Below are 20633 nucleotides of genomic sequence, written 5' to 3' on the forward strand. Positions count from 1 at the left end.
CGGCCGGCTGGCGGTCAGCCGCCTGGAATGGGCTGGTCGGGCCGGCCGAACAGGATGTGGCGCATGCGCGGCCAGCCGATGATGCGGGTGACGTTCTTGAAGGCGAAGAACGGGATCAGCGACACGAAGAGCACGACGGCGATGATCGCGACGCCGGCCACGGTCGCCGTCGGACCTTCGTCGACGGCCGCGGCGCCGCGGAAGAGACCGATCACCCAGTGCTCGACGAAGTGGAAGGCGATGAAGAGCACCGTGCAGAACAGCGCCTCGAACAGGATCGAGAAGATCGCCGGCCGCGTCCTGAGCCACCGCGCGAAATCGAGGTGTTCGGCGAGCATCATGACCTTGCCCAGCACCAGCGCGTTCATGAGCGCGAAACCCTGCAGGGCGAGCGTCTCGCCCTCCCGCAGCCGCTCGAAATTCTGGTTGAGCACGAAGAGGCCGAGCAGGATCCAGAGATAGATGAAGAGAATGAAGAAGAGGCGGAACGAGCCGATCAGCCGCTGCCGCAGCGGCGGCTTCGATCCGCCGGCGTCATGAACCGGTGCGTGTGTCATCCCTTGATCCCCCGATCGCGACGTGACTGAGATTCAAGCCGCGCTGTAGCACGAGACCGGCACGAACGTCCGTCGCATTTCGCACGCCGCTCGCCGCCGGCGCCGGCATCGATCGGGCACGACGCCGGATCGCGTCTCGTCTTCAGCAGGGAGAAGCTGGAGCGGGTGAAGGGAATCGAACCCTCGTATGCAGCTTGGGAAGCTGCCGTTCTACCATTGAACTACACCCGCATTCCAAGGCATTGAAATCGTTCAGATTTCTCGCCTAAAGTCCAACAGAACCGGAAAGTTGGACTCGGTAGTTGCTCTTTCGTACCCGAACTCTGAGGGCCTTGGCAACTGCGAGAATGGTCTGACCAGCTTCGTCTGCCGAGACTGAGAACCATTCGCCTCTTACGGCGCAGGTGCGGAGGGCGAAGTGAACGGACTGTTCCAGAGGAAACGCCTCGTCGGCTGATGTCTCGAAGAGCAGTTCGCAAGCCAGAGGGGCAGCCTGGCTGACCTGAAGCGACGACAGGCGGCCTTTGAGGTTGGTCGCAAGGCCGATCTTCACTGCCTCGCCGTCCGACACGACATAAAGAAAGCGCAGGCCGCGCTTCGCCTCGAGCTCATGCTTCGACCGAGCGACGGCTCCGTCGAAATCCTCGCCCATGGCGTCACGATATGCCTGATCGAACTCAGCAGTTCCCGGCTCGCAAGTTATCCTGATCTTCTTCTTGCCCGGCCGACGGACATAGAATCGCGATGACCCGTATCGATCGACGTCCTCGACAAGATACTTCGCGCGCATCATAGCTTCTTGATCAGCCCCATGGCCTCGCCCGCGAGCTTCTTGCGGCTGGCCTTCTGCGTATAGCGGGCGGCCTGCTTGGGCGAGGTCCAGCCATAGATGGCCATCAGCTGCCGCTCGGTCGCACCGTTCTCGGCGGCGATCGTCGCGCCGGCCTTGCGGAGGCCGTGCGCCGAGCATTGCGGCAGGCCGGCCTCGTCGCACCAGTCGCGCATGCGGTTGGTCAAGCCCTTCGCCGAATAAGGTTTGTGCTGATGCGTCGTCAGGAAGGTCAGGTTATCGGCCTTCGACTGGTCGAGGACTGCCTGCAGAGCCGGCAGGATCGGAATCTCGACCTCGACGCCGCTCGATCGGCTCGTCTTTGTTGGCCGGAAGTGCAGCCACCCATCGGAGATGTGCTGCCGGCCGAACAGCCGAACATCGGAGACGCGCGCGCCGGTGTAGAGCAGGAGCGCATAGGCGAGATGCGCCTGTGTCCCGATCGGATGGCGCTGCTCGAACTTGATCGTCTCCTCAACGGTCCAAGTGTGGTGCCCTTCTGTCGCCGCGCCGAGAAACTCGACCTTCAGCGCCGGGTTATCGGCCGCCAGTTCGTCCTCGATCGCAAAGCGGAACACCTGCCGCATGACCTTGAGTGTTGCGTTGGCGATGCTGGGCTTGTCGAGTCTGCGGTCCCGGAGCGTTCGCACCGCCTTGGCGCTCATCATGCGGATCGGGACATCGCGAAAGCAGCGCTTGTCGCCGGGAGCAATGGGTTCGTCATAGGTCGCCTCGAGCAGGCGTCGATAGGCGGCGCGGGTCGGCGGCGTCATCTGCAGATAGCCGGCAAAGCGACCTAGATATTGCTCGCACAGCCATCGCCATGTGCCGTCCACCGAGCGCTGCAGGCTCGGCCGCCCTTCATCGTCGAGCGATCCCGCGAGCGCCGCCGCATAGGCGTCCATGAATTCGGTCGACCACGGCACGCCCTCGATGCGGATCTTCCTCTCGCCCTTGCGGCGCAGATAGATCCTTACCTTGCCGTAGCGGTCGACGTCCTCGACGCAGAAGGGCGGGAGTTTCCGGGGCATCTCGTCAGGGCGCAAAGGTCCATTCTTGCTCGTCATCCTGCGCGCCGCCCGCGAGCGCGTCAAACGCCGCGTCGAGCGCGCGGATATCCCAGACGCGGCAGCCGTCGATCTGGAAGCTTGCCGGCATGCGCCCGTCGGCGACCAAATGATCGAACTTGGACGGGCTCACGCCGACATAGGTCGCGGCCTCGTCGCGGCGGAGACCGCGGCGAGGAACAGGGCGGACAGCGGCCGCCGTAACGGGCTGGGCGCGCGCGTTCATGACGCCTCCTAGAACGGGATATCGTCGTCGAGATCGGCGGCGTAGGACGATGTGCCGCCGCCGGCTGATGCGCCGGCGGGCGGTGCCTGGCGCTGCGTGCCGTAGCTCCCTTCGTCGGGCGAAGCCCGGCCGCTCGATCCGTCGAGCAGGATCAGGTTGCCGCCATATTGCGGCAGCACGACCTCGGTCGAGTAGCGGTCGGCTCCGGCCTGATCCTGCCATTTGCGGGTGCGCAACTCGCCCTCGACCATGCAGCGCGAGCCCTTCTTGACATATTTCTCGACCACGCCGGCGAGGCCTTCGTTGAAGACGACGACATTGTGCCAATCGGTGCGCTCGCGCTTCTCGCCGGTGTCCTTGTCCTTCCAACTCTCGCCGGTGGCGATCGAGAAGGTCGCGACCCTCTTGCCGGCATTGGTCGAACGGATCTCGGGATCGCGGCCGAGATGGCCGATCAGCTGCACGCGGTTGAGGCTGCGGCTCATGATGCGCCCTTCTCCCGCTTGCGGATGAAGATCGCGACCGGCCCGTCTTCGGTGTCGTGCTTGGCCGCGAGCTGGAAGCCGTCAGGGATCTTCGGGTTCCACCTGGCGCAGATATCGCCGGCGCCCTCCTCATAGGCCACCAGCAATTCCTGATCGGCATCGGCGTCATCCTCCAGCCAGAGAATGCGGAAGCTGAAACCGTGCTCGCGGGCAATCTCGCCATAGTCTTGGCCTTCAGCCGCGTAATAGAACATCACGGCACCGACCTCGCCGTTACCATAGTCGATCAGGGTTTCCGGCGACGGCATGGCGTCGGGCTTGATCATCGGCATCACACGGTCTCCTTCAGAAGGCGCTCGTCTTTCTCGGTGCGCATGGCGACGAGCTTGACCTCGTCATCGTCGATCGCGAGGGCGGAGTGCTTGCAGCACTCGGGGCAGGAGAAGACGAGCAGGCCGAACTCCGTCTTGCTCGGGGCATAGCCGTCCGCCTCGACGGTCACCGTCGGGCGAATCGGCCAGGCGGTGACGATCTGCTCAAGCGTGACCGTCGCCCAGGCCATGCTGCGCTCGTAGCAGTGCGGGCATCTCGGCGCGCAGAGCTCGGTGAGATCCTCGCGGGTGACCTTCGGGTCTTTCTTGAGCATCGTCATGGCCGCGCGTCCTCTTTGGCGCGGCGGGCAAGAAAGGCGTTTTGTAGGTCCTTCTGCGCCTGATCGACGTCCATGAGTGCAGGGCCAACGTCGCGGCCGATCGCCTTGAATAGCGATCTCAGCCCGGCCTCGTGCGGGCGCATGTAGGCTTCGCCGAGCTTCTCGTAGAAGACCTTCAGGAAGGCGTCGACGCCATAGCCGACGAGCGCATCAAGTGCGCGCATCTCGACCTCATTCAGGGTGAGCGTCGTCGAAAACGAGATCGCTGCGCGGTTGCGAGCTTCTGCCATCGTCAGACCCTCATCGGCATCAGGACGACGAGCAACTCGTCGGCCTTGTCGGGAGCGTGGAGGCGGGCGGGCGAGCCGGTCTCGTTGAGACCGAGCACGACGCGGTCGCCGCCGAGCGCCTGGAGGCAATCGAGGACGTAGCGGGCGTTGAAGCCGCATTCGGGCGGCGCGCCGGCGATCTCGATATTGCCGATCTCGTCTTCGCCGCGGCCGGCATCGGGATTGACGCAGGTGAGCGTCATCAGCTCGCCCGCTACATCGGAGCCGAAGGCGAACTTGACGGCGCGGCCGCGCTCGCTGGAAACGGCGGTCACGCGGTCGACCGCCTCGAGGAACGCGGCGCGGGGCAGCGTCACCGTGTGCTGTGCCTCCGGCGGCACGACGCGGCTATAGTCCGGATAGGTGCCGTCGATCAGCTTCGAGGTCAGCGCCGTATCGCCGAAGGCGACGCGGATCTTCGTCTCGGAGACCTCGATCGTCGCCGTCGTGCCGCCTTCCTTGCCGAAGCTCTCGGCGAGCTTAGCCAGCTCGGCGACCGTCTTCCTCGGCACGATGATGCCGGGCATCGCCGCCGCGCCCGCGGGCTGGTCGAGCGTCAGCCGCGCCAGGCGGTGACCATCCGTCGCGACCGCGCGCAGCTTCGCCGCTCCGTCGATGACCGGGGCATGCAGATAGACGCCGTTGAGGTAATAGCGCGTCTCCTCCGTGCAGATCGCGAAGGAAAGGCGGTCGGCGATCTCCTTGAGGTTTGCCGGCGACAGCGTGAAGCTGGTCTCGAAAGCGCCGATGGCGAGATCGGGGAAGTCCTCGGCCGGGAGCGCCTGGACCTGCCATTTCGAGCGGCCGGCCTTCAGCGTGAACAGGCCGCCCTCGCCCGGCGCGACCTGCAGCCGCTCGCGCTCGTCGATGCGCTTGACGATGTCGTTCAAGAGCAGCGCCGGCAACGTCGTCGTGCCGGGCGTCGTCACCTCGGCCGGGATGACCGTGCGCAGCTCGAGGTCGAGATCGGTGGCGAGGATCGACAGGCGGCCGCCCTCGGCGACCAGCTTGACGTGAGCGAGGATCGGAATCGTTGTGCGGCGCTCGACCACGCGGCTCGCGGCGGCGAGCGCGCCTTTCAGGTCGGCAACGGCGACGGAGAGCGACAGTCCGACGCCTACGGAAACACTGCTCATGGTCTAGTCCTTTCGCGGCCACGGCCAGGAGAGGCCGGCGAGATCCTCGATTCCGCCGCGCGTCCAGAGCGCCGGGAGATCGGCGACCTCGGGCGGCGGTGCGACGGCGGCGACGACGGGGGCGAAGACCGCGACCGGATCAGCGGCCGGACGCTTGAGGCGCTCGGCCATGACGAGGACGCGCTTCACGCCCTCCATCAGCGCGCGCAACAGCGCCGGCGAGGCGCCGCGCGTGACGGCCGTCAGCAGGTCGAGATCATCGTCGGACGGCTCGAAGGGCGCGGCATAGCGGCGGAGGATCGCGAAGCGCTCTTCCTCGCCGGGCAGGTCGACCGACAGCTGCATGTTGAAGCGCCGCCAGAGCGCGGGATCGAGAACGTCTTGACGGTTCGTCGCGGCCATGGCGATGCCGCCGAACATCTCGATCCGGCGCAACATCACGTTGAGAGCGGACGCCATCTCGACGCTGGCGCCCTGGTCGTTCATGCGCTTGCTGCCGATCGAGTCCACTTCGTCGAAGAAGACGACGGCGCCGCCCTCGGTGGCCTTCATCGCGTCGAACAGCTTGCTGATGTTATTGCCCGTGCCGCCGAGGCTCGCCTCGACGAGGCTCTCAGAACGTACGCAGGCGAGCGGCAGGCCGAGGCGGGCCGCGAAGTGATGCGCCAGCGTCGTCTTTCCGCAGCCGGGCGGGCCGTAGAGCAGCATCGACCGGCGCGGCGTGAGACCGACCGCGTCGAGCGCATCGGCGGCGCGGATCTCGGCAAGCCAATCGAACACGGCGGCGCGGACGGCCGGGGCGAGGATCGGCTCCTCGGCCTCTTGCGGGAACAGGACATCGGCGAAGCGGCCGAGGCGCTGCTCGATATCCGCCTGCTTGGCGGTGCGGAGCGCGCGCTTCATTCCGCGCCTCCTTCGGGCTTGCCCTCATCGGAGCCTTTGTCGTCACCGGCCTTGCCCTTGGGCGGCTTGGTGCGGCGCCAGGCCTTCGGGATCTCCATGCCGTCGGAACCGGTCGCGGCGCACCATCCCTCGTCCCATGCGGCACGGCGCGGATCACCGGCGACGAAGGGATTGGCGAGGATCGACACGCCCTCATGCGCGGCCTTGTGGCCGGCATCGCGGGCCGCCTCGATCTCGGCCGGGCCGAGCGTCGCCGGAACAGCCTGTGCCTCATCGGGCGCCTGCTCAGGCTCCCCCTCGGGCGGCTGCTCCTCGGTCATGCGGCGTCTGGCCTCGTCGCCGAGCGGCGTCCCGTCGAGCATGCCGAGCGAGGCGCGATAGATCTCGGCCAGCTCTTCCGTCTCGCGGCGGGCGCGCCTGGCGCTCTCGCTCTCGCGCATTTCGCGGACGATACGGGCGATGGCCTTCGGGTCGAAGCCCGTCTCCTTCGCCCGCTTCTTGAGGTCGGTGATATCGCCGGCGATATCGGCCTTGGCTTCCTCGAGGCGCAACAGATCATCGACGAAGCCGCGCAGCATGGCGGCGCTGTTGGAGCCATCACTGGACATGCTTCTGATCCTCTCCTGAGGCTGGACGAAGGGCGTGTTGCGCGTAGAGCGCGACAGAGATCGACGCGCCGCCGAGGCCTCCGCAGAGCATGGCGACGGTCACCGCAAGCTCGTCGGAGCCCGGATAGGTCAGGAAGACCGGCAGCCAGAGCGGCCATGTCGCGGCGAGCAGCAGCAGGCCGATCACGAGCCCGGCGCCGGTACCGAGCACGGCGACGAAGATGATGGCGCAGGCTGTGAGGATCGTGCCGGCCATCGCTCAGCCTTCCCCCAGCGCGGCCGGGCACCATCTGCGCAGGCGCGCCCGGTATTCGTCGGCGGGCCTCGGCCACGGCCAGGCCTTGATGGCGCCGCGGACCTTGATCGGCTGCAGGTCTTCCATCGCCCATGGCGCCGGCGGCTTTGCCATCAGATGCGCGCGCTCGGTCATGAGCATGCGGGCATCCCAATCCTTGACGACGCGGCTCGTCTCGAGCGGGAGGGGGAAGGCGATGCCCGCCGCCCGGTGAATGGCAGCGTCGATCCGCGCCTTCAGCGTGCGGATCGCCTCGCGGAAGCCGTCCTCGGAGGGGCTGAGGAGCCGCTCGACGCTGACAATCGCCAGCGCCTCGGCGATCGGCGTCGCTATATCGCCGAGATAGGCCTCATGCGCATCGTGCAGGAGGAAGGCCGCGGCGTAGTCCGGCCGGCCGGTCTCGGCGAAGAGGAGATCGGCGCCCAGCACGCAATGCTGTGCGACGGAATAGGCGCCGGCATGGCCGGTGAAGCGCGGGATGCGCGCCAGGGCCTCGGGAATGTCGACCGCGAAGTCGACATTCTCAGCCTTCGGGTCGATCAGATCGAAGGCGCGGCCACTCGCCGTCTGGAGCCATGGCGCGGTCATTGGACAGTGCCCCGGCCTTCGGCGCGCTGGCCGAGATAGTCTAGGGCCCACTCGACGCCGCTGACCTTCAGCGCGTCAACGAGCATCCGAGCTCCGTCTGCGACAAGCGCGCGCGCGAAGCCGGCATTGGGCGCTTCCTTCACCACGACCGAGCTCGCGAGCGTCGCGATCATGACGTGCGACAGCACCGCTGCGACGAAGTCCTGGGCCGGGACCCGCTCGTCAATCTTCTGCGCAGCGCAGAAGGTCGGCCAGTTATCGAGGATCTGCTCATAGAAGCTCGCAGCCAGCTTCCCTTGCGCGTCCAGCGCGGCTTCGATCTCGGGCGGGTAGGCGGGAGCCGTCGCTTCCTCCGGCTGCGCTGCACTCATGAGGGTGGCTCCTTTCGAGCACGAGGGAGAGCTTGCTGCGCCGATCGTCGGCATCGGCGCGCGCGAGGCGGCCGGTGGACCAGAGGTCAGGGTCGATCGGCGCTTCGACGGGCATCAGGACGCGAGGCCGAGTCCGACGAGAGCGAGGCCGAAGCTCGCCATGGCGGCCGCGAAGGCTGCGAGCAGCGCGAGGCCGGCGACCGACTGGACGGCGTCGCGAGCAAAGCTGCGCCAGTCGATCCGCGCCGGCTCGGGAGCCGGGATGAAGAGCGGGGCGCGCATCAGCGAGCCCTCGCGATCGCCGGCGGCTCGTCGCGATAAACGGGGCCGCCGCCCGCCCCGTTAATCGCGTCAACCAAGGCCTTGCTGTAGACGCCGTCCTTGGTGACGAGGAGCGCGAGCAAGGTCTCGTTGCTCATGAGCGTGACAATGCGGGTGTCGCCGCGGACAAGCTGTTCGGCGGTAAGCCGCTCGCCGGCGCGCAGGCTGATGGCGGTAACTTCGTTCGCCATGGCCGTCACGCCGCCACGTCGAAGAGGAAGCGGCAGTTTTCGACCGCCTGCTTGCCGCGCTTCAGGATCGCGGCGCCTTCGCGGTCGAGGCCGGCGCCGTGACGCTCGGCGAGGTCGACGAGGGCTTTCAGGGCGTGGACGGTCTCGACCGGGCCATCGACGGCGGGGCGCTCGATGACGCGGACGGCCTGCTCTCTCGCAAGGCGGCGGGCGGCCGGGGCGTATTCCGCGATCTCGGCGACGGTGAAGCCCTCGCTCGCGAGGTCATCATCGGAACAGCTGCCGAAGCCGGCGGCCATCTCGATCATCGTCGCGGCCATCAGGCCGACGATCGCGCCGACCTGGGCACTCGGGTCGGCTTCAATGCGCGCCTTGGCCAGCGCGGCGGCGGTGTCGACCATGGGAAAGCCTCCATCGGTGGTTCGATGGAGGGAACGCTAGTGCGGTATGCGTACCGCGTCAAGCGTCAAATGCGGTATATCGGCATATTTACCGCATCAAAGGCCGAACAGGTCGTTCATGCTGAGGACCCGATGGACGGCCACGACCGTCTGGGCGGCGAATTCCATCGTCGCTTCAGGGTTCAGTTGGCGGGCGACAACGCCCGACTGCCGGCGCTCAAGGAAGATCTTGATGTAGCACTGCAGCGGAGCGTGCGGGCCATTTCGGATGTGGATGGCAACGGTATCGCCCCGACGCACCGGCTTGTGCGGATTCACGAAGCGGAGGTCACCGTCGAGGTGCTGCGGCTCCATCGAGTGCCCGGTGATGTAGAGTGCGTAAGCGTCCTTGATGTGGGCGAGCGCTGGCGGCCGGCGAGCATAGTCGACGATCTCGCCCTCAAAGTTGAAGCCCTCAAACGTACCCATGAGGCTACCCGCCGCCAACCCGTACACGGGCACATTCAACGGCATTTCAGCGCGACTTGGCAACCGGACGTCGGCGAGCCTCACTTCGCTGCTGCTGTCGAACGCCTCTCGCGCCAGCTGATCGGGCGTCAAAAGAACCGGCTGGGGCGGCTCCGGCTGGGGCGGGGCGCCGTCAGCGTCATCAGCGACCTGGTCGGTTTCGCCGAGCAAATAGGAGGTCGTCGTCTCAAGGACGGCCGCGATCTTGGCGAGGTTCTCGCTTCGCGGCATCCGGCCCTTCGCCCGCGTGAGATTGCGCAGACCATCGCGGCTCATCCCCGCCCGAGTGGACGCCGCCTCGCGCGAAAGCCCGAGCGCTTTCAAGCGCTCCTCGATCCGCTGCAGCAGGATGTCGTGACGGGTTGCCATGATCGGTTTCCTTACCGCGACGCTGTCAAAACCGCATCCGGTATCCGTACCGTTGACAGTGCGGTTTTCGTACCGCATCATGGTGGCCATGTTGTCCATCGACGCCTTCCTTCGACTGGTTGACGCCTACTGCGCCGCAAGCGGTCTGGCAGTGTCGACGCTCTCGACCCGATTGTTCAATGACGGCAAGCGCATCAGCACATTGCGCGCCGGCCGCGATATCGGCGCACGCCGCATGGAAGCCGCGCTGGCGAAGCTGTCATCGCTTTGGCCATCCGATCTCGGCTGGCCTGCCGATATTCCTCGCCCCCATACCCCGGCGCGCGTCTCCTCCACGCCGCCCCAGCCCTCCGACGCCGCTCCTCCGGTGTCGGAGGGCGCCACCCTCGAGCGGGTGACCGCATGAGCGCTCTTTCCATGATCCGTCATCTGCGTGGTCCCCCGTGATCTGACGCGCCGACCCTCACACGCCGCCCTGACTTTCGCAGCGAAAAAACCGCGAGGTGATTTTCGTGGACGCTACCGATTTGCCTTCCGGACTGCTGACGCTGATCAAGGATGCCAACCGGCAGGTCGTGCTTGCCGCCGGCGGCCCGGCCGTGGTGCAGGCGCTCACCGGGCTTTCGGCGGGCTCGATCTCGCGCATCCAGGGCGACGCCTATCCCGATCTCTTCCCGGTCTGGGCGATCGCGCTGATCGAGTTCAAGACGCAGAAGCCGATCTTCGGCCGGCTGTTCGCGACGCTCACGCAGCATCAACTGGCGCCGATCGGCGAGGGCGAAGAGGCGGGCGGCCATCTGGTCGTCGACCTGGTCGACTTCACCGTGCAGGCGGCGCGCGTCTCTTCCTCCCTCGGCTCGGCGCTCGCCGACAACATCGTGACGCCGAAGGAAGCGAAGGCGACGCTCGCCGAATTCGGCGCGCTGGAGCGGCAAATCGACCGCGCCAAGGGCAAGCTTGCCCCAATCGCCAGCGGCCGCAAATGACCATCACGCGGCTCACCTTCCAGCGGAACGGCCGGCGCATCAGCGTCACCGTACTGACGCCCGACCGGGCGCGGCGGCGGCGGATCGCTCGCGCCATGCTCGCCGCCGGATGGCCGCATGCCCGCATCGCCGCGGCGCTGCGCATTCGTCGCGAACGGCTCGAAGCCCTGCTTGCCGAGCCCTCGCTCTTCGATCCCGCAACCCTGAAAGAGGCCGCGCGCTTCGTGCGCCGGATGGTGGCCGCATGAGCGCCGATAGCAAGGGCGGCGCCTATCGCGCGTTTCTCGAGGCGAAGATCAAGATGGCCCCGCTGCGCGGCCTGCCGATCGCGGCCGAGAGCGTCAACCCGGCACTGAAGCCGCATTGCCGCGCCATCGTGCCCTGGCTGGTCAAGGGCGGGCGGCGGGCGCTGTTCGCCGCCTTCGGGCTGCACAAGACGGCGATGCAGCTGGAGACGCTGCGGCAGATCCTTGGCCAGTTTCCCGGCGAGGCAGCGCTGATCGTGCTGCCGCTCGGCGTCAGGCAGGAATTCATCCGCGAGGCGCGCGAGCGCTTCACCGGCGCCTGTGAAGTCCGGGTGAAATTCATCCGCTCGGCGGCGGAGATCGAGCCCGGCGTGATCCATCTCACCAATTACGAGACGGTGCGCGACGGCAAGCTCGACCCGGCCCTCTTCACCGCCGCCTCGCTCGACGAGGCCTCGGTGCTGCGCGGCTTCGGCGGGACCAAGACCTTCCGCGAGTTCATGCGCCTCTTCGACAAGGTGCGCTTCCGCTTCGTCGCCACGGCGACGCCCTCGCCCAACGAATTCATCGAGCTGCTTTCCTATGCCGCCTTTCTCGGCGTCATGGATGTCGGCGAGGCGAAGACGCGCTTCTTCCGGCGCGACAGCGAGCATGCCGACCAGCTGACGCTGCATCCGCACAAGGAACAGGAGTTCTGGCTGTGGGTGGCGAGCTGGGCGCTCTTCATCACCAAGCCGTCCGATCTCGGCTTTTCCGACGAGGGCTATGAGCTGCCGGCGCTCGACCTTCGCTGGCATGAGATCGGCTCCGACCACGCCGCCGCCGGCGAGGAGAAGGACGGGCAAGGGCGGCTCCTGAAGGACAGCGCACGCGGTCTCGTCGAGGCGGCGCGCGAGAAGCGCGACAGCCTGCCCCGGCGCATCGAGCGGCTGCAGGCGATCCGCGCCGAGGACCCGGCCGCGCACCGTATCATCTGGCACGACCTCGAGGCCGAGCGGCAAGCCATCGAGAAGGCGATCCCGACCGCGCTCGCCGTCTGGGGCTCACAGGATCTCGACGAGCGCGAGCAGCGGATCATCGACTTCTCGGACGGCAGGTTCGCCGAGCTGGCGGCGAAGCCCGTCATTGCCGGCTCGGGCTGCAACTTCCAGCGCCACTGCGCGCAGGCCGTCTTTCTCGGCATCGGCTTCAAGTTCAACGACTTCATCCAGGCCGTGCACCGCATCCAACGCTTCGGGCAGAGCCGGCCCGTCCGCATCGATCTCATCTACACCGAGGCCGAGCGCGAGGTGCGCCGCAGCCTCGAAGACAAATGGGCGCGCCACAAGGAGCTCGGCGAGAAGATGACCGCGATCATGCGCGACTATGGGCTGTCGCACGCCGCCTTCGCCGAGACTCTGACGCGCTCTCTGGGCGTCGAGCGGGTCGTCTCGACGGGCGAGAACTACACGCTCGTCAACAATGACTGCGTCGAGGAGACGGCGCGGATGGGAACCGACAGCGTCGACCTCATCGTCACGTCGATCCCCTTCTCGACGCAGTATGAATACACGCCCTCCTACAATGATTTCGGGCACACCGACGACAACGACCATTTCTGGGCGCAGATGGACTTCCTGACGCCGGAGCTTCTGCGCGTGCTGAAGCCCGGCCGCTGCGCCGTCATCCATGTCAAGGACCGGATCGTGCCGGGGGGCCTTTCGGGCCTCGGCTTCCAGACGGTCTACCCCTTCTCCGACGCGACGATCGCGCATTTCCAGAAGCACGGCTTCGCCTTCCTGTCGCGGATCACCAACGTCACCGACGTGGTGCGGGAGAACGCGCAGACCTATCGGCTCGGCTGGAGCGAGCAATGCAAGGACGGGTCGCGCATGGGCAACGGCATGCCCGAATATGTGCTGACCTTCCGCAAGCCGCCGACCGACCGCAGCAACGGCTATGCCGACGCGCCGGTGAAGAAGACGAAGCGGATGGCCGACAAGGGCGGCTGGAGCGGCGAGGGCTATAGCCGCGCGCGCTGGCAACTCGACGCCGCCGGCTTCTGGCGCTCCTCCGGCGACCGGCTGCTCGAGCCGGGCGCGCTGGTCGGCCTCGACGCCAAGATCGCCTATCGCATGTGGAAGCGCTTCAACCTCCAGGCGGTCTACGACCTCGAGCATCACATCGCCATCGCCGAAGCGCGCGAGCTGGTCGGGCAGCTGCCGCCCGATTTCGCGCTGCTGCCCGTCCATTCCTGGCATGAGGAGGTCTGGACCGATGTCGCGCAGATGCGCTCGCTCAACACGATGCAGGCCGGCAAGGGCGCCGAGAAGCATCTCTGCCCCCTGCCCTTCGACATCGTCAACCGCGCCATCCTGCAGCGCTCCGAGCCCGGCGAAACCGTGCTCGACCCGTTCGGCGGGCTGATGACGACGCCCTATTGCGCCGTGAAGCTCGGCCGCAAGGGCATCGGAATCGAGCTCAACCCGCGCTACTTCCTCGACGGCTGCCGGTGGGTGGAAGCCGCCGCGCGCGAGATCGCCGTGCCGACGCTGTTCGACCTGCTCGGCGCCGAGGCCTCGGCCGAGGGCGACGAGGGCGGGATCGCGGAGGCAGCGGAGTGAATGTGGCTCTTCGTCCCCGGCCTCTCGACGTCATCAGCCTGTGCACCGGAGGCGGAGGGCTTGACCTTGCCCTCGACCTCGCCGTTCCGGGATCTCGCGCCGTCGTTGTGGTGGAGAGGGAAGCCTTCGCCGTTGCCCATCTGGTCGCGGCGATGGACGCGGGTCTCCTGGCTCCGGCGCCTGTCTGGTCGGATGTCGGCACCTTCGACGGCCGCCCCTGGCGCGGCCTCGTGGATGGCCTCATTGGCGGCATCCCGTGCCAGCCGCACAGCCTCGCCGGCCGCAAGCGCGGCAGCCTCGACGAGCGCGACCTCTGGAGCGACACGCGGCGCATCATCGCCCGCGCAAGGCCGTGGTTCGTCCTCATCGAGAACGTCGCCGGCATGCTCGCGGCGGGGGCTGACGAAATCGCTGGAGCGGAGCGCGTATGGCGAGACCTTCGCAAGCTGGGCTTCGCGGTTGAGGCAGGACTGTTCCGCGCGTCGGAAGTCGGCGCGCCGCACGAGCGCGAGCGGCTCTTCATCCTCGGGCTGGCCGACACCGGATGCGAACCTGATGAACGATCAGGAAAAGCCGGAGAGCTTCGCGGCGCGGCAGGAGCGACAGAAGGCGAAGGGCATCAACGGCAATGGCATGGGGATGCCGCTCGCGATGGCGGCGCGGACATGGCCGACGCCGACGACGCGGGATCACAAGGGCGGCGGGGATGCTTTGATCCGATCGGACGGCAAGATCCGCAACGACATGCTCGACTGGGTAGCGGAGAAATGGGCGACGCCGAGGGTCGAGATTGCCCGGGCGCTCGGCAACCCGAAGCACATCACGCCGACGCGCGCAAACGGCAACCTCGAGGATCAGGTCGTGGCGGTCCCCTCTTTCCGCCTGGACCAGCAGATCACGACGGATGGCGAGGAGTCCTCGCATATTCGCCGGACCTTGAACCCGCTGTTCGTCGAATGGCTGATGGGCTGGCCGCCCGGGTGGACCTTTCTGGGCCTCACGCCGCCCGCGTCGAGCGGCTGCGCATGCTCGGTAACGGCGTTGTCCCGCTTCAGGGCGGATATGCGATCCGCGCTCTCCTCGCTCGGCACGCCGCCCGCGGCTCCGCCCGAGCAGCCGAGCTTCTTGTGAGGGAGGGCGCAGCATGACCATCGAAACCCGGCGCGACGAGATCGAGTGCTGGCCGACGCGGCAGGACTGCATCGAGCAGAATCGGCGTGCGCTGGCCGCGATGCTGAAGCATCACGGGCATATCCCGCCCGAGCGGGACTGCTCGGCCGAGGCGCTGGCGATCCGCGCGCAGCTCGGGCGATGGTCGCCGCGCTCGCGCCGCGCGCTCGCCGTTCGGCCCGATGCCGGAAGGTCGCCGGCGATGGCCGAGGACCTCGCCGCGCTGCTCGCCGAGATCTGCGGGCGCTACCAGGTCTCCGAACGCCAGATCCGCGAGCATGGCGGCTCGACCAATGCCCGCCTCGCGCGGCAGGCGCTGTTCCATGCGGCCTATCACCAGCTCGGGATGACCAAGGCCGCCATCGGCGGCGCCTTCGACCGCTCGGCGCAATCGGTCGGCCAGACAATCCGCTTCGTCGAGACCGGATCGTCGCGATGACCGCCCTTGCCTCGCCAGCCGTCGACGACTGGATCGACCGCGCGCGGGCCGTGCCGATCGAGGAGGTTGCCGCGCGGCTCTACGGGCTCGACTGGAAGAGCCGCGGCCACGAGATGGCATGGGCGTGTCCTGCCTGCGGCGGGCATGACCGCTTCTCGATCAACCGGCGCAAGCAGGTGTTCCATTGCCGCGCCTCCGGCGAAGGCGGCGACGTCATCGCCATGGTCCGCTATCTCGACGCCTGCGACTTCACCGCGGCCTGCGAGCGGATCACCGGCGAGGCGCGGCCGGACGGCGCCGGCGGCACGGTCGACGAGGCCGAGCAGCGGCGGCGGGCCGAGCAGCGCGCGGCCGAGCACGAGGAACGCGAGCGCGCCGCGGCGGACTATCGCGAGGCCGAGCGGCGGCGATCATGGAAAATCTGGCAGGAGGCCGTGGCGATCCGGCCGATCGACCCGATCGGGCGTTACCTCGCCGCGCGCGGGATCGCGACCGCCGCGCTTGGCGGCGCGCGCCTCAAGATGACGCCCTCCCTCCCCTTCTATCAGCTCGACGGAAAGCGGCCGCGCGAGGTGCATAGGGGCCCGGCCATGGTCGGCGCCATCATCGGGCCGGACGGGCGGTTCCGCGGCGTCCACACGACATGGGTCGACCCGGCGACGCATGCGAAGGCCGAGATCGCCGATCCCGAAACCGGCGAAGTGCTCTCGCCGAAGAAGGTGCGCGGCTCGGCCGGCGGCAACCATATTCCACTCTCCCGCAACCCCGTGGCCAGGCGGCTCGTCGTTGGCGAGGGGATCGAGACGGTGCTCTCGGTCAAGCATGCCTGCGCGGCCGAGATGCTGCCCGGCTGGATGGGCGAGACGCTCTTCGTCGCCGGGATCTCGCTGGGCAATATCGGCGGGCGCGCGATGGACACGATCCCGCATCCGACCGCGACCCGCACCGACACGCTCGGCCGGGTGCGCAAGCAGCGCGTGCCGAACGACCAGCCCGACCGCGACCCGCGCTATGCGGCGCTGATGCCGCCCGACGGGGTCGAGGATGTGATCCTGCTCGGCGACGGCGACAGCGACCGCTTCACCACCGAGATGACGCTGCGCCGCGCGGCCGCGCGCTGGGCTCGGCCGGGCCGCGTGATCAAGGTCGCCTGGGCGCCGGCCGGCGGCGACTGGAACGATGTGCTGAGGGGGAAGTGACTAATGACGCTAGTCCTCCGTAAGCATGACGATGTAGCTCTCCTCATCGAGCGCAACGCTGCGCGAGTAAAAGGCGTCCTCAAGCGTACCCATATCGACAAAAGGGGACGTAATCGTTCCATCTTGGAAAAGCCGCTCACGTACATTGTCCATCGCCTGGGCGATTACAACAGCTTTCGCAGCGTATTTCTTTATGACGTCACTCGGACTTTCCCCAACGGCTGCGTTACCTATCTTGAGATTGCCGAAATCATTTCGGAAGAAATTGAGCACGATGCCGAGGCGTCCATCGATCTCGAAAACCTCGGAGTGGTACCTGTTGATGTATTCACCAGCAACGACTGCCCTTTGGAGCGACCATACTCCGCTGTCAAGCGCGCTCGCAATAAATCTAAGGTCTACAGCGACAGCCAAGAGTATGTCGGTATTTCTCTTCAGCGCTGCGGTCCGATGAAAGCGCTCGTTAGCTTCGATTTGAGCTTGGGCGGCATCCCAAGCTCTACGAGCGGCCCAAAATGCGGCTGCTATCGCGCCTGCAGAAGTGAGTGTTGGTCCAAGTTTATCGATCATATCGAGCGGCGCAAGCGATGGCGTGGCGACCAAGATTGTGAAGCCGCCGATCGCCGTCAGAACGAAGGTGATCGCCCAAGCGGCTTCGCCCAACCATTCCTTTTGCATAACTTCCCCCAGTCTATCGGTGGCTCATGCTAGACGATCCGCGCCGCCAAATCGCCGATGCGATCGCGCATGCCCAACCGATCGGCCCCGAACCCCCTTCCTCGGAGGGCGGCGACTTCGACGCCGGCGATGGGCCGGCGCCGTTCGGCGACTATGACGGCGACGAGAACGGGCCTTCCGACCTGCCGCCCGATGGCAGCGTCGATCCGAACCTCGTCGCCGAATGCGCCCCGCTCGACCATTCCGACACCGACAACGGGCTGCGGCTGCGCAAGCATTTCGGCCGCGACCTCGTCGTGATGGAGCAGGCCGGCGCCAAGGTTCCGGCCTTCGTCGCCTGGACCGGGACACATTGGGACGTCGACACCGGCGGGCCGGCCGCGATGCGCATCGCGCAGAAGATCGGCGCGCTGATCGCGCTCGAGGCCGACCATCTCACCGCGACGCCCGACGAGATCAAGGCCATGCGCCGCGGCGCCGACGCCGAGGACGAGCTCGACACGCTCGAAGCAAAGGAGAGCCCGACCGACGCGGAGAAGCAGCGCATCCGCCTGTTGCGCGCACTCGTCGACGACGGCGAGGCGGCAAAGGCCGAGCTCAAGAAGCGGCAGATCGCGCGGCGGAAATTCGGCGTCTCTTCGAAGAACAAGGCGCGGCTCGAGGCCATGCTGGCCTGCGCGGCGCCGCATATGCTCATCGAGCCCGAGGCCTTCAACGCCAATCACCTGCTCGTCGCGACGGCGGAATGCACGCTCGCCTTCGACAGGATCTCCGATCCCGAATGCCCCGATCCGGACGTGACGCGCTGGCTCGGCCGCTGCACGCCGATCCCCGGCCATCGCCGCGAGGACATGATCACGAAGGTGCTGCCGATCGTCTATGACCCGGCCGCGACCTGCCCGCGCTTCGACGCTTTCCTCGACGAATTCCAGCCGGACGCGGCGACCCGGCGCATGCTGCAGACCTGGTGCGGGCTCGGCCTGCTCGGCCTCACCAGCCAGCATATCGTCTTCCACTACGGGCTCGGCGCCAACGGCAAGAGCGTCTTCATGGAGACGATCATGCGCGTCATGGGCGACCTCGCCGTCGGCCTGCCGGCCGAATCGATCACCGGCGACGGCGCGCGCGGCGCCGGCGCGGCGAGCCCTGACCTCGCACGGCTCTATGGCGTCCGCTGCCTGCGCGTGCTCGAGCTGGCGGCCGACCAGCCGCTGCAGGAGGCGCTGGTCAAGAAGCTGACGGGCGGCGAGCGCATTCCCGTCCGAACGCTCTTCCAGGGCTATTTCGAGTTCACGCCGATTTTCACCGGGCATATGAGCGGCAACGGCTATCCGCGGATCGACGGAACGGATAACGGAATCTGGCGGCGCATGCTCGTCGTGCACTGGCCGGTGACGATCGCCGAAGAGCGACGCGAGAATTTCGAGGACGTGCTGGCGCGGTTCGCGCCGGAATATGCCGGCATCCTCAACTGGATGATCGAGGGCGCCAAGCGCTACATGGCCGAGGGTCTCGTCATCCCCGAGGCGGTGAAGCTCGCCACCAAGGAATATCGCGACGAGATGGACCCGATCGGGCTCTTCGTCGGCGATTGCGTCAGCCCGGCCGCGGGCGAGAGCGTCACGGCGCGCGAGATGTATCAGGCCTATGTCGCGTGGTCGGAGGCGAACGCCAAGAAGGCCTTCTTCGAGACGAAGTTCGGCCGCGTGATGAAGACGCGCTTCCGCCGCTCCGAGGGCAGTCCGCGCCGTTATCTCGACTGCCGCCTGCACGATGTGCCGGCCACCGCGCCCCGCAGCCCCTCGCCAGAGGATTACGAACCCTGAGACCCTGCGGGGACATCACAGGGTTCACAGGGTTTCACAGGGTTTGCGTCAAACCCTGTGACGCGAAAAAGCGTGACTGCTCAAGGCGATAGACTGCCGATCACAGGGTTCACAGGGTTTTCGCGCCTGCGCCTATACATGCGGGGGTTCGGGGGATCATCAGTCGGCGGCGATTGATGGTGCTTTTACTTCACATATACGCGAGAAAACCCTGCAAACCCTGATCCTCATTCCATAAGATATTGATCCTTATGATATAATCGCTTCCCAGGGTTTGATTTGAACCCTGTGAAACCCTATCGAACCCTAATGCGGAGACAGCGCCATGGTGAAGCGGATCGGGATCGAGGCCTTGTTGCGGTGGACCTATCGGGACGAGCTGCCGAAGGCCGGGGCCGCGCGGGCGCTGTCCGGCGTCGGCATCAAGCGGGCCTATTCGGCCGTCGAGGCCTATGGCGAATATCTCTCGCTGATCGACTGCGCCGGCGAGAACCGCTTCGGCGTCGTGGCGGACCTGATGGCCATGGCCGAGCCGTCGATCGATGCGGTGCGCGTCTATGAGGCGGTGCAGGCGCTGGCGGGCGTCGAATTCGAGCTCGAGGCCGATGACGGCCTGCTCTCGGACATGCCGGTGATCGGTGACGAGATGCCCGGCGTCCTGGCGCGGGCGCAGAACCGTGTGACGATCGTCGATGCGCAGGGCGCGCGGCTCATCAAGGGCGGGCCGGTCGGTCTGATCGTCAAGCATGCGCTGCTCGGCGGGTGTCCCGTCTGGGAGGGCGAGGAGCCGGAGCGACGGTTCAGGCGCGCAGCGAGCGGCAATGGCGCGGCGTGGTTCCGCACGATCGTCATCGAGACCTCGGGCGGGCCGATGGAATGCGAGGTCGACGGCTGGGATGCGACGGGCAAGCGCCCTATGCCGGGCGCCTATCGCAAGGTCGAGTTCGATCCCGACCCGGCGCCGGTCGCGGAAGGGCGGATCGAATACAAGGTCTGGCACGCGGCACTCGGCGTCCTCACCGATGCGCTCACCGGCGCGCTGGACGGGTTCGACGTCGTGCCGACCGAGCGCCCTGCCCGGCCCTGGGAAGAGGCGCCGGAGGTGGCGCCGCAGGTGCTGCCGAACCTGACGGCGGCGGCGACGTGGCAGGGCCGGCTTTCGCATGCTGATCGAAAGCGGCTCGCCGCTTGACTTGCGGCGTTCCCTTGACTTAGCGTTGGCCACGGTAAGAAAGAAGGCTCGGAGCGGTGACGCTGCCGGGCCTTTTCGTTGATCAGGCGCTTTTGAGGAGCGTCGCCACCGCCAGGATGTCGGTGCGAAGCGCCGCCGGCAGAAGGCGGGCGAGATCCTCGCTCCCGGCGAGCGGCAGCAGCGCGCGCTCGATCGCGAGGCGGTGCATTGTCTTGAAGACGACCTTGCCCGCCTCGATGTCCTGATAGGACCGCAGGTGGATGCCGAGCAGCTCGGCCATCCCCGTCTGTGTCAGGCCGAAGGCCTTGCGCAGTTCGGGCAGATCGGACGCTGTGAGCATTGCGGCGGCTCCTGTGCTTCGCTATCTTCTGGGGAACCGGCGGGGTGTGTCAGACCCCGCCGGCCCCCGGCTTACCGGCTAATGGAGAGTGTCAGTCTCCACTTGCCGAACCGGACTTGG

At 67.0% G+C, this 20633-nt stretch carries 29 protein-coding genes and 1 tRNA gene; 9 read left to right on the forward strand and 21 right to left on the reverse strand.

The window, feature by feature from the left end; translation table 11 throughout:
• Window positions 1-14 precede the first annotated feature (14 nt).
• The 19 genes from QO015_RS09590 to QO015_RS09680 form a co-directional block, all read right to left on the reverse strand.
• On the reverse strand, window positions 15-557 hold the full coding sequence (locus QO015_RS09590) for a hypothetical protein (RefSeq protein ID WP_266279794.1): 543 nt from the start codon (window positions 555-557) through the stop codon (window positions 15-17).
• Window positions 558-714: 157 nt separating this feature from the next.
• A tRNA-Gly gene (locus QO015_RS09595) sits at window positions 715-788 on the reverse strand.
• Between the two features lie 34 nt (window positions 789-822).
• Entirely contained in the window at window positions 823-1350 is a 528-nt protein-coding gene (locus QO015_RS09600; RefSeq protein WP_266279792.1) for a GIY-YIG nuclease family protein, read from the reverse strand.
• Complete coding sequence (locus tag QO015_RS09605) at window positions 1347-2417, reverse strand: tyrosine-type recombinase/integrase (RefSeq protein WP_266279790.1); 1071 nt, start codon at window positions 2415-2417, stop codon at window positions 1347-1349. Before QO015_RS09605 ends, QO015_RS09600 begins: the two co-directional genes overlap by 4 nt.
• A 4-nt stretch (window positions 2418-2421) precedes the next feature.
• On the reverse strand, window positions 2422-2679 hold the full coding sequence (locus tag QO015_RS09610; RefSeq protein WP_266279789.1) for an XRE family transcriptional regulator: 258 nt from the start codon (window positions 2677-2679) through the stop codon (window positions 2422-2424).
• An 8-nt stretch (window positions 2680-2687) separates the two neighbouring features.
• On the reverse strand, window positions 2688-3164 hold the full coding sequence (ssb, locus tag QO015_RS09615; protein ID WP_266279787.1) for a single-stranded DNA-binding protein: 477 nt from the start codon (window positions 3162-3164) through the stop codon (window positions 2688-2690).
• Window positions 3161-3496, reverse strand: a complete 336-nt coding sequence (locus QO015_RS09620) for a hypothetical protein (protein ID WP_266279786.1) — start codon at window positions 3494-3496, stop codon at window positions 3161-3163. Before QO015_RS09620 ends, ssb begins: the two co-directional genes overlap by 4 nt.
• Window positions 3496-3816 carry a hypothetical protein gene (locus tag QO015_RS09625; protein WP_266279785.1) on the reverse strand — a complete coding sequence of 107 codons (321 nt, stop codon included), beginning with the start codon at window positions 3814-3816 and terminating at the stop codon, window positions 3496-3498. Before QO015_RS09625 ends, QO015_RS09620 begins: the two co-directional genes overlap by 1 nt.
• Window positions 3813-4040 carry a hypothetical protein gene (locus QO015_RS09630; protein ID WP_266279784.1) on the reverse strand — a complete coding sequence of 76 codons (228 nt, stop codon included), beginning with the start codon at window positions 4038-4040 and terminating at the stop codon, window positions 3813-3815. Before QO015_RS09630 ends, QO015_RS09625 begins: the two co-directional genes overlap by 4 nt.
• Window positions 4041-4108: 68 nt before the next feature.
• On the reverse strand, window positions 4109-5281 hold the full coding sequence (dnaN, locus tag QO015_RS09635; protein ID WP_266279783.1) for a DNA polymerase III subunit beta: 1173 nt from the start codon (window positions 5279-5281) through the stop codon (window positions 4109-4111).
• A gap of 3 nt (window positions 5282-5284) precedes the next feature.
• Window positions 5285-6184 (reverse strand): ATP-binding protein, encoded by a 900-nt coding sequence (locus QO015_RS09640; RefSeq protein WP_266279782.1) that lies wholly within the window; start codon window positions 6182-6184, stop codon window positions 5285-5287.
• The gene (locus tag QO015_RS09645; RefSeq protein ID WP_266279781.1) at window positions 6181-6792 is read right to left on the reverse strand and encodes a DUF2312 domain-containing protein; all 612 of its coding nucleotides are present in this window, start codon (window positions 6790-6792) and stop codon (window positions 6181-6183) included. Before QO015_RS09645 ends, QO015_RS09640 begins: the two co-directional genes overlap by 4 nt.
• Window positions 6782-7048 carry a hypothetical protein gene (locus tag QO015_RS09650; RefSeq protein ID WP_266279780.1) on the reverse strand — a complete coding sequence of 89 codons (267 nt, stop codon included), beginning with the start codon at window positions 7046-7048 and terminating at the stop codon, window positions 6782-6784. Before QO015_RS09650 ends, QO015_RS09645 begins: the two co-directional genes overlap by 11 nt.
• Before the next feature lie 3 nt (window positions 7049-7051).
• Window positions 7052-7675 carry a hypothetical protein gene (locus tag QO015_RS09655; protein WP_266279779.1) on the reverse strand — a complete coding sequence of 208 codons (624 nt, stop codon included), beginning with the start codon at window positions 7673-7675 and terminating at the stop codon, window positions 7052-7054.
• Entirely contained in the window at window positions 7672-8046 is a 375-nt protein-coding gene (locus QO015_RS09660; RefSeq protein WP_266279778.1) for a hypothetical protein, read from the reverse strand. Before QO015_RS09660 ends, QO015_RS09655 begins: the two co-directional genes overlap by 4 nt.
• A gap of 114 nt (window positions 8047-8160) precedes the next feature.
• Window positions 8161-8328 carry a hypothetical protein gene (locus QO015_RS09665; RefSeq protein ID WP_266279777.1) on the reverse strand — a complete coding sequence of 56 codons (168 nt, stop codon included), beginning with the start codon at window positions 8326-8328 and terminating at the stop codon, window positions 8161-8163.
• Window positions 8328-8558 (reverse strand): hypothetical protein, encoded by a 231-nt coding sequence (locus QO015_RS09670; RefSeq protein WP_266279776.1) that lies wholly within the window; start codon window positions 8556-8558, stop codon window positions 8328-8330. Before QO015_RS09670 ends, QO015_RS09665 begins: the two co-directional genes overlap by 1 nt.
• A 5-nt stretch (window positions 8559-8563) precedes the next feature.
• On the reverse strand, window positions 8564-8959 hold the full coding sequence (locus QO015_RS09675) for a hypothetical protein (protein ID WP_266279775.1): 396 nt from the start codon (window positions 8957-8959) through the stop codon (window positions 8564-8566).
• Between the two features lie 96 nt (window positions 8960-9055).
• A complete protein-coding gene (locus tag QO015_RS09680; RefSeq protein WP_307289570.1) occupies window positions 9056-9934 on the reverse strand; it encodes an XRE family transcriptional regulator in 879 nt (292 codons plus the stop codon).
• Here QO015_RS09680 and QO015_RS09685 point away from each other — a divergent pair.
• The 7 genes from QO015_RS09685 (at window position 9924) to QO015_RS09715 (ending at window position 16477) form a co-directional block, all read left to right on the forward strand.
• The gene (locus QO015_RS09685; RefSeq protein ID WP_307289573.1) at window positions 9924-10241 is read left to right on the forward strand and encodes a hypothetical protein; all 318 of its coding nucleotides are present in this window, start codon (window positions 9924-9926) and stop codon (window positions 10239-10241) included. The genes QO015_RS09680 and QO015_RS09685 overlap by 11 nt on opposite strands.
• 106 nt (window positions 10242-10347) lie before the next feature.
• Window positions 10348-10821 carry a hypothetical protein gene (locus tag QO015_RS09690; RefSeq protein ID WP_266279771.1) on the forward strand — a complete coding sequence of 158 codons (474 nt, stop codon included), beginning with the start codon at window positions 10348-10350 and terminating at the stop codon, window positions 10819-10821.
• On the forward strand, window positions 10818-11069 hold the full coding sequence (locus QO015_RS09695; RefSeq protein WP_266279769.1) for a hypothetical protein: 252 nt from the start codon (window positions 10818-10820) through the stop codon (window positions 11067-11069). The genes QO015_RS09690 and QO015_RS09695 overlap by 4 nt, the downstream gene beginning before the upstream one ends.
• Window positions 11066-13669 (forward strand): DNA methyltransferase, encoded by a 2604-nt coding sequence (locus QO015_RS09700; protein ID WP_266279768.1) that lies wholly within the window; start codon window positions 11066-11068, stop codon window positions 13667-13669. Before QO015_RS09695 ends, QO015_RS09700 begins: the two co-directional genes overlap by 4 nt.
• A gap of 2 nt (window positions 13670-13671) precedes the next feature.
• Window positions 13672-14817, forward strand: a complete 1146-nt coding sequence (locus QO015_RS09705; protein WP_370877457.1) for a DNA cytosine methyltransferase — start codon at window positions 13672-13674, stop codon at window positions 14815-14817.
• On the forward strand, window positions 14814-15278 hold the full coding sequence (locus QO015_RS09710; protein WP_266279766.1) for a hypothetical protein: 465 nt from the start codon (window positions 14814-14816) through the stop codon (window positions 15276-15278). The genes QO015_RS09705 and QO015_RS09710 overlap by 4 nt, the downstream gene beginning before the upstream one ends.
• Complete coding sequence (locus tag QO015_RS09715; RefSeq protein ID WP_266279765.1) at window positions 15275-16477, forward strand: DUF7146 domain-containing protein; 1203 nt, start codon at window positions 15275-15277, stop codon at window positions 16475-16477. Before QO015_RS09710 ends, QO015_RS09715 begins: the two co-directional genes overlap by 4 nt.
• 9 nt (window positions 16478-16486) lie before the next feature.
• Here QO015_RS09715 and QO015_RS09720 read toward each other — a convergent pair whose 3' ends face one another.
• Complete coding sequence (locus tag QO015_RS09720; protein ID WP_266279763.1) at window positions 16487-17140, reverse strand: hypothetical protein; 654 nt, start codon at window positions 17138-17140, stop codon at window positions 16487-16489.
• 41 nt (window positions 17141-17181) lie between these two features.
• Here QO015_RS09720 and QO015_RS09725 point away from each other — a divergent pair, with 41 nt between their 5' ends.
• Both QO015_RS09725 and QO015_RS09730 read left to right on the forward strand, forming a co-directional pair.
• Window positions 17182-18981, forward strand: coding sequence for a DNA primase family protein (locus tag QO015_RS09725; RefSeq protein ID WP_266279762.1), 1800 nt, complete (start codon window positions 17182-17184; stop codon window positions 18979-18981).
• A gap of 325 nt (window positions 18982-19306) precedes the next feature.
• Entirely contained in the window at window positions 19307-20173 is an 867-nt protein-coding gene (locus QO015_RS09730; protein ID WP_266279761.1) for a hypothetical protein, read from the forward strand.
• Between the two features lie 82 nt (window positions 20174-20255).
• Here QO015_RS09730 and QO015_RS09735 read toward each other — a convergent pair whose 3' ends face one another.
• Complete coding sequence (locus QO015_RS09735) at window positions 20256-20513, reverse strand: helix-turn-helix domain-containing protein (RefSeq protein WP_266279759.1); 258 nt, start codon at window positions 20511-20513, stop codon at window positions 20256-20258.
• Between the last annotated feature and the right edge of the window lie 120 nt (window positions 20514-20633).

The organism is Kaistia geumhonensis, assembly GCF_030815145.1.
GTDB classification, from domain to species: domain Bacteria; phylum Pseudomonadota; class Alphaproteobacteria; order Rhizobiales; family Kaistiaceae; genus Kaistia; species Kaistia geumhonensis.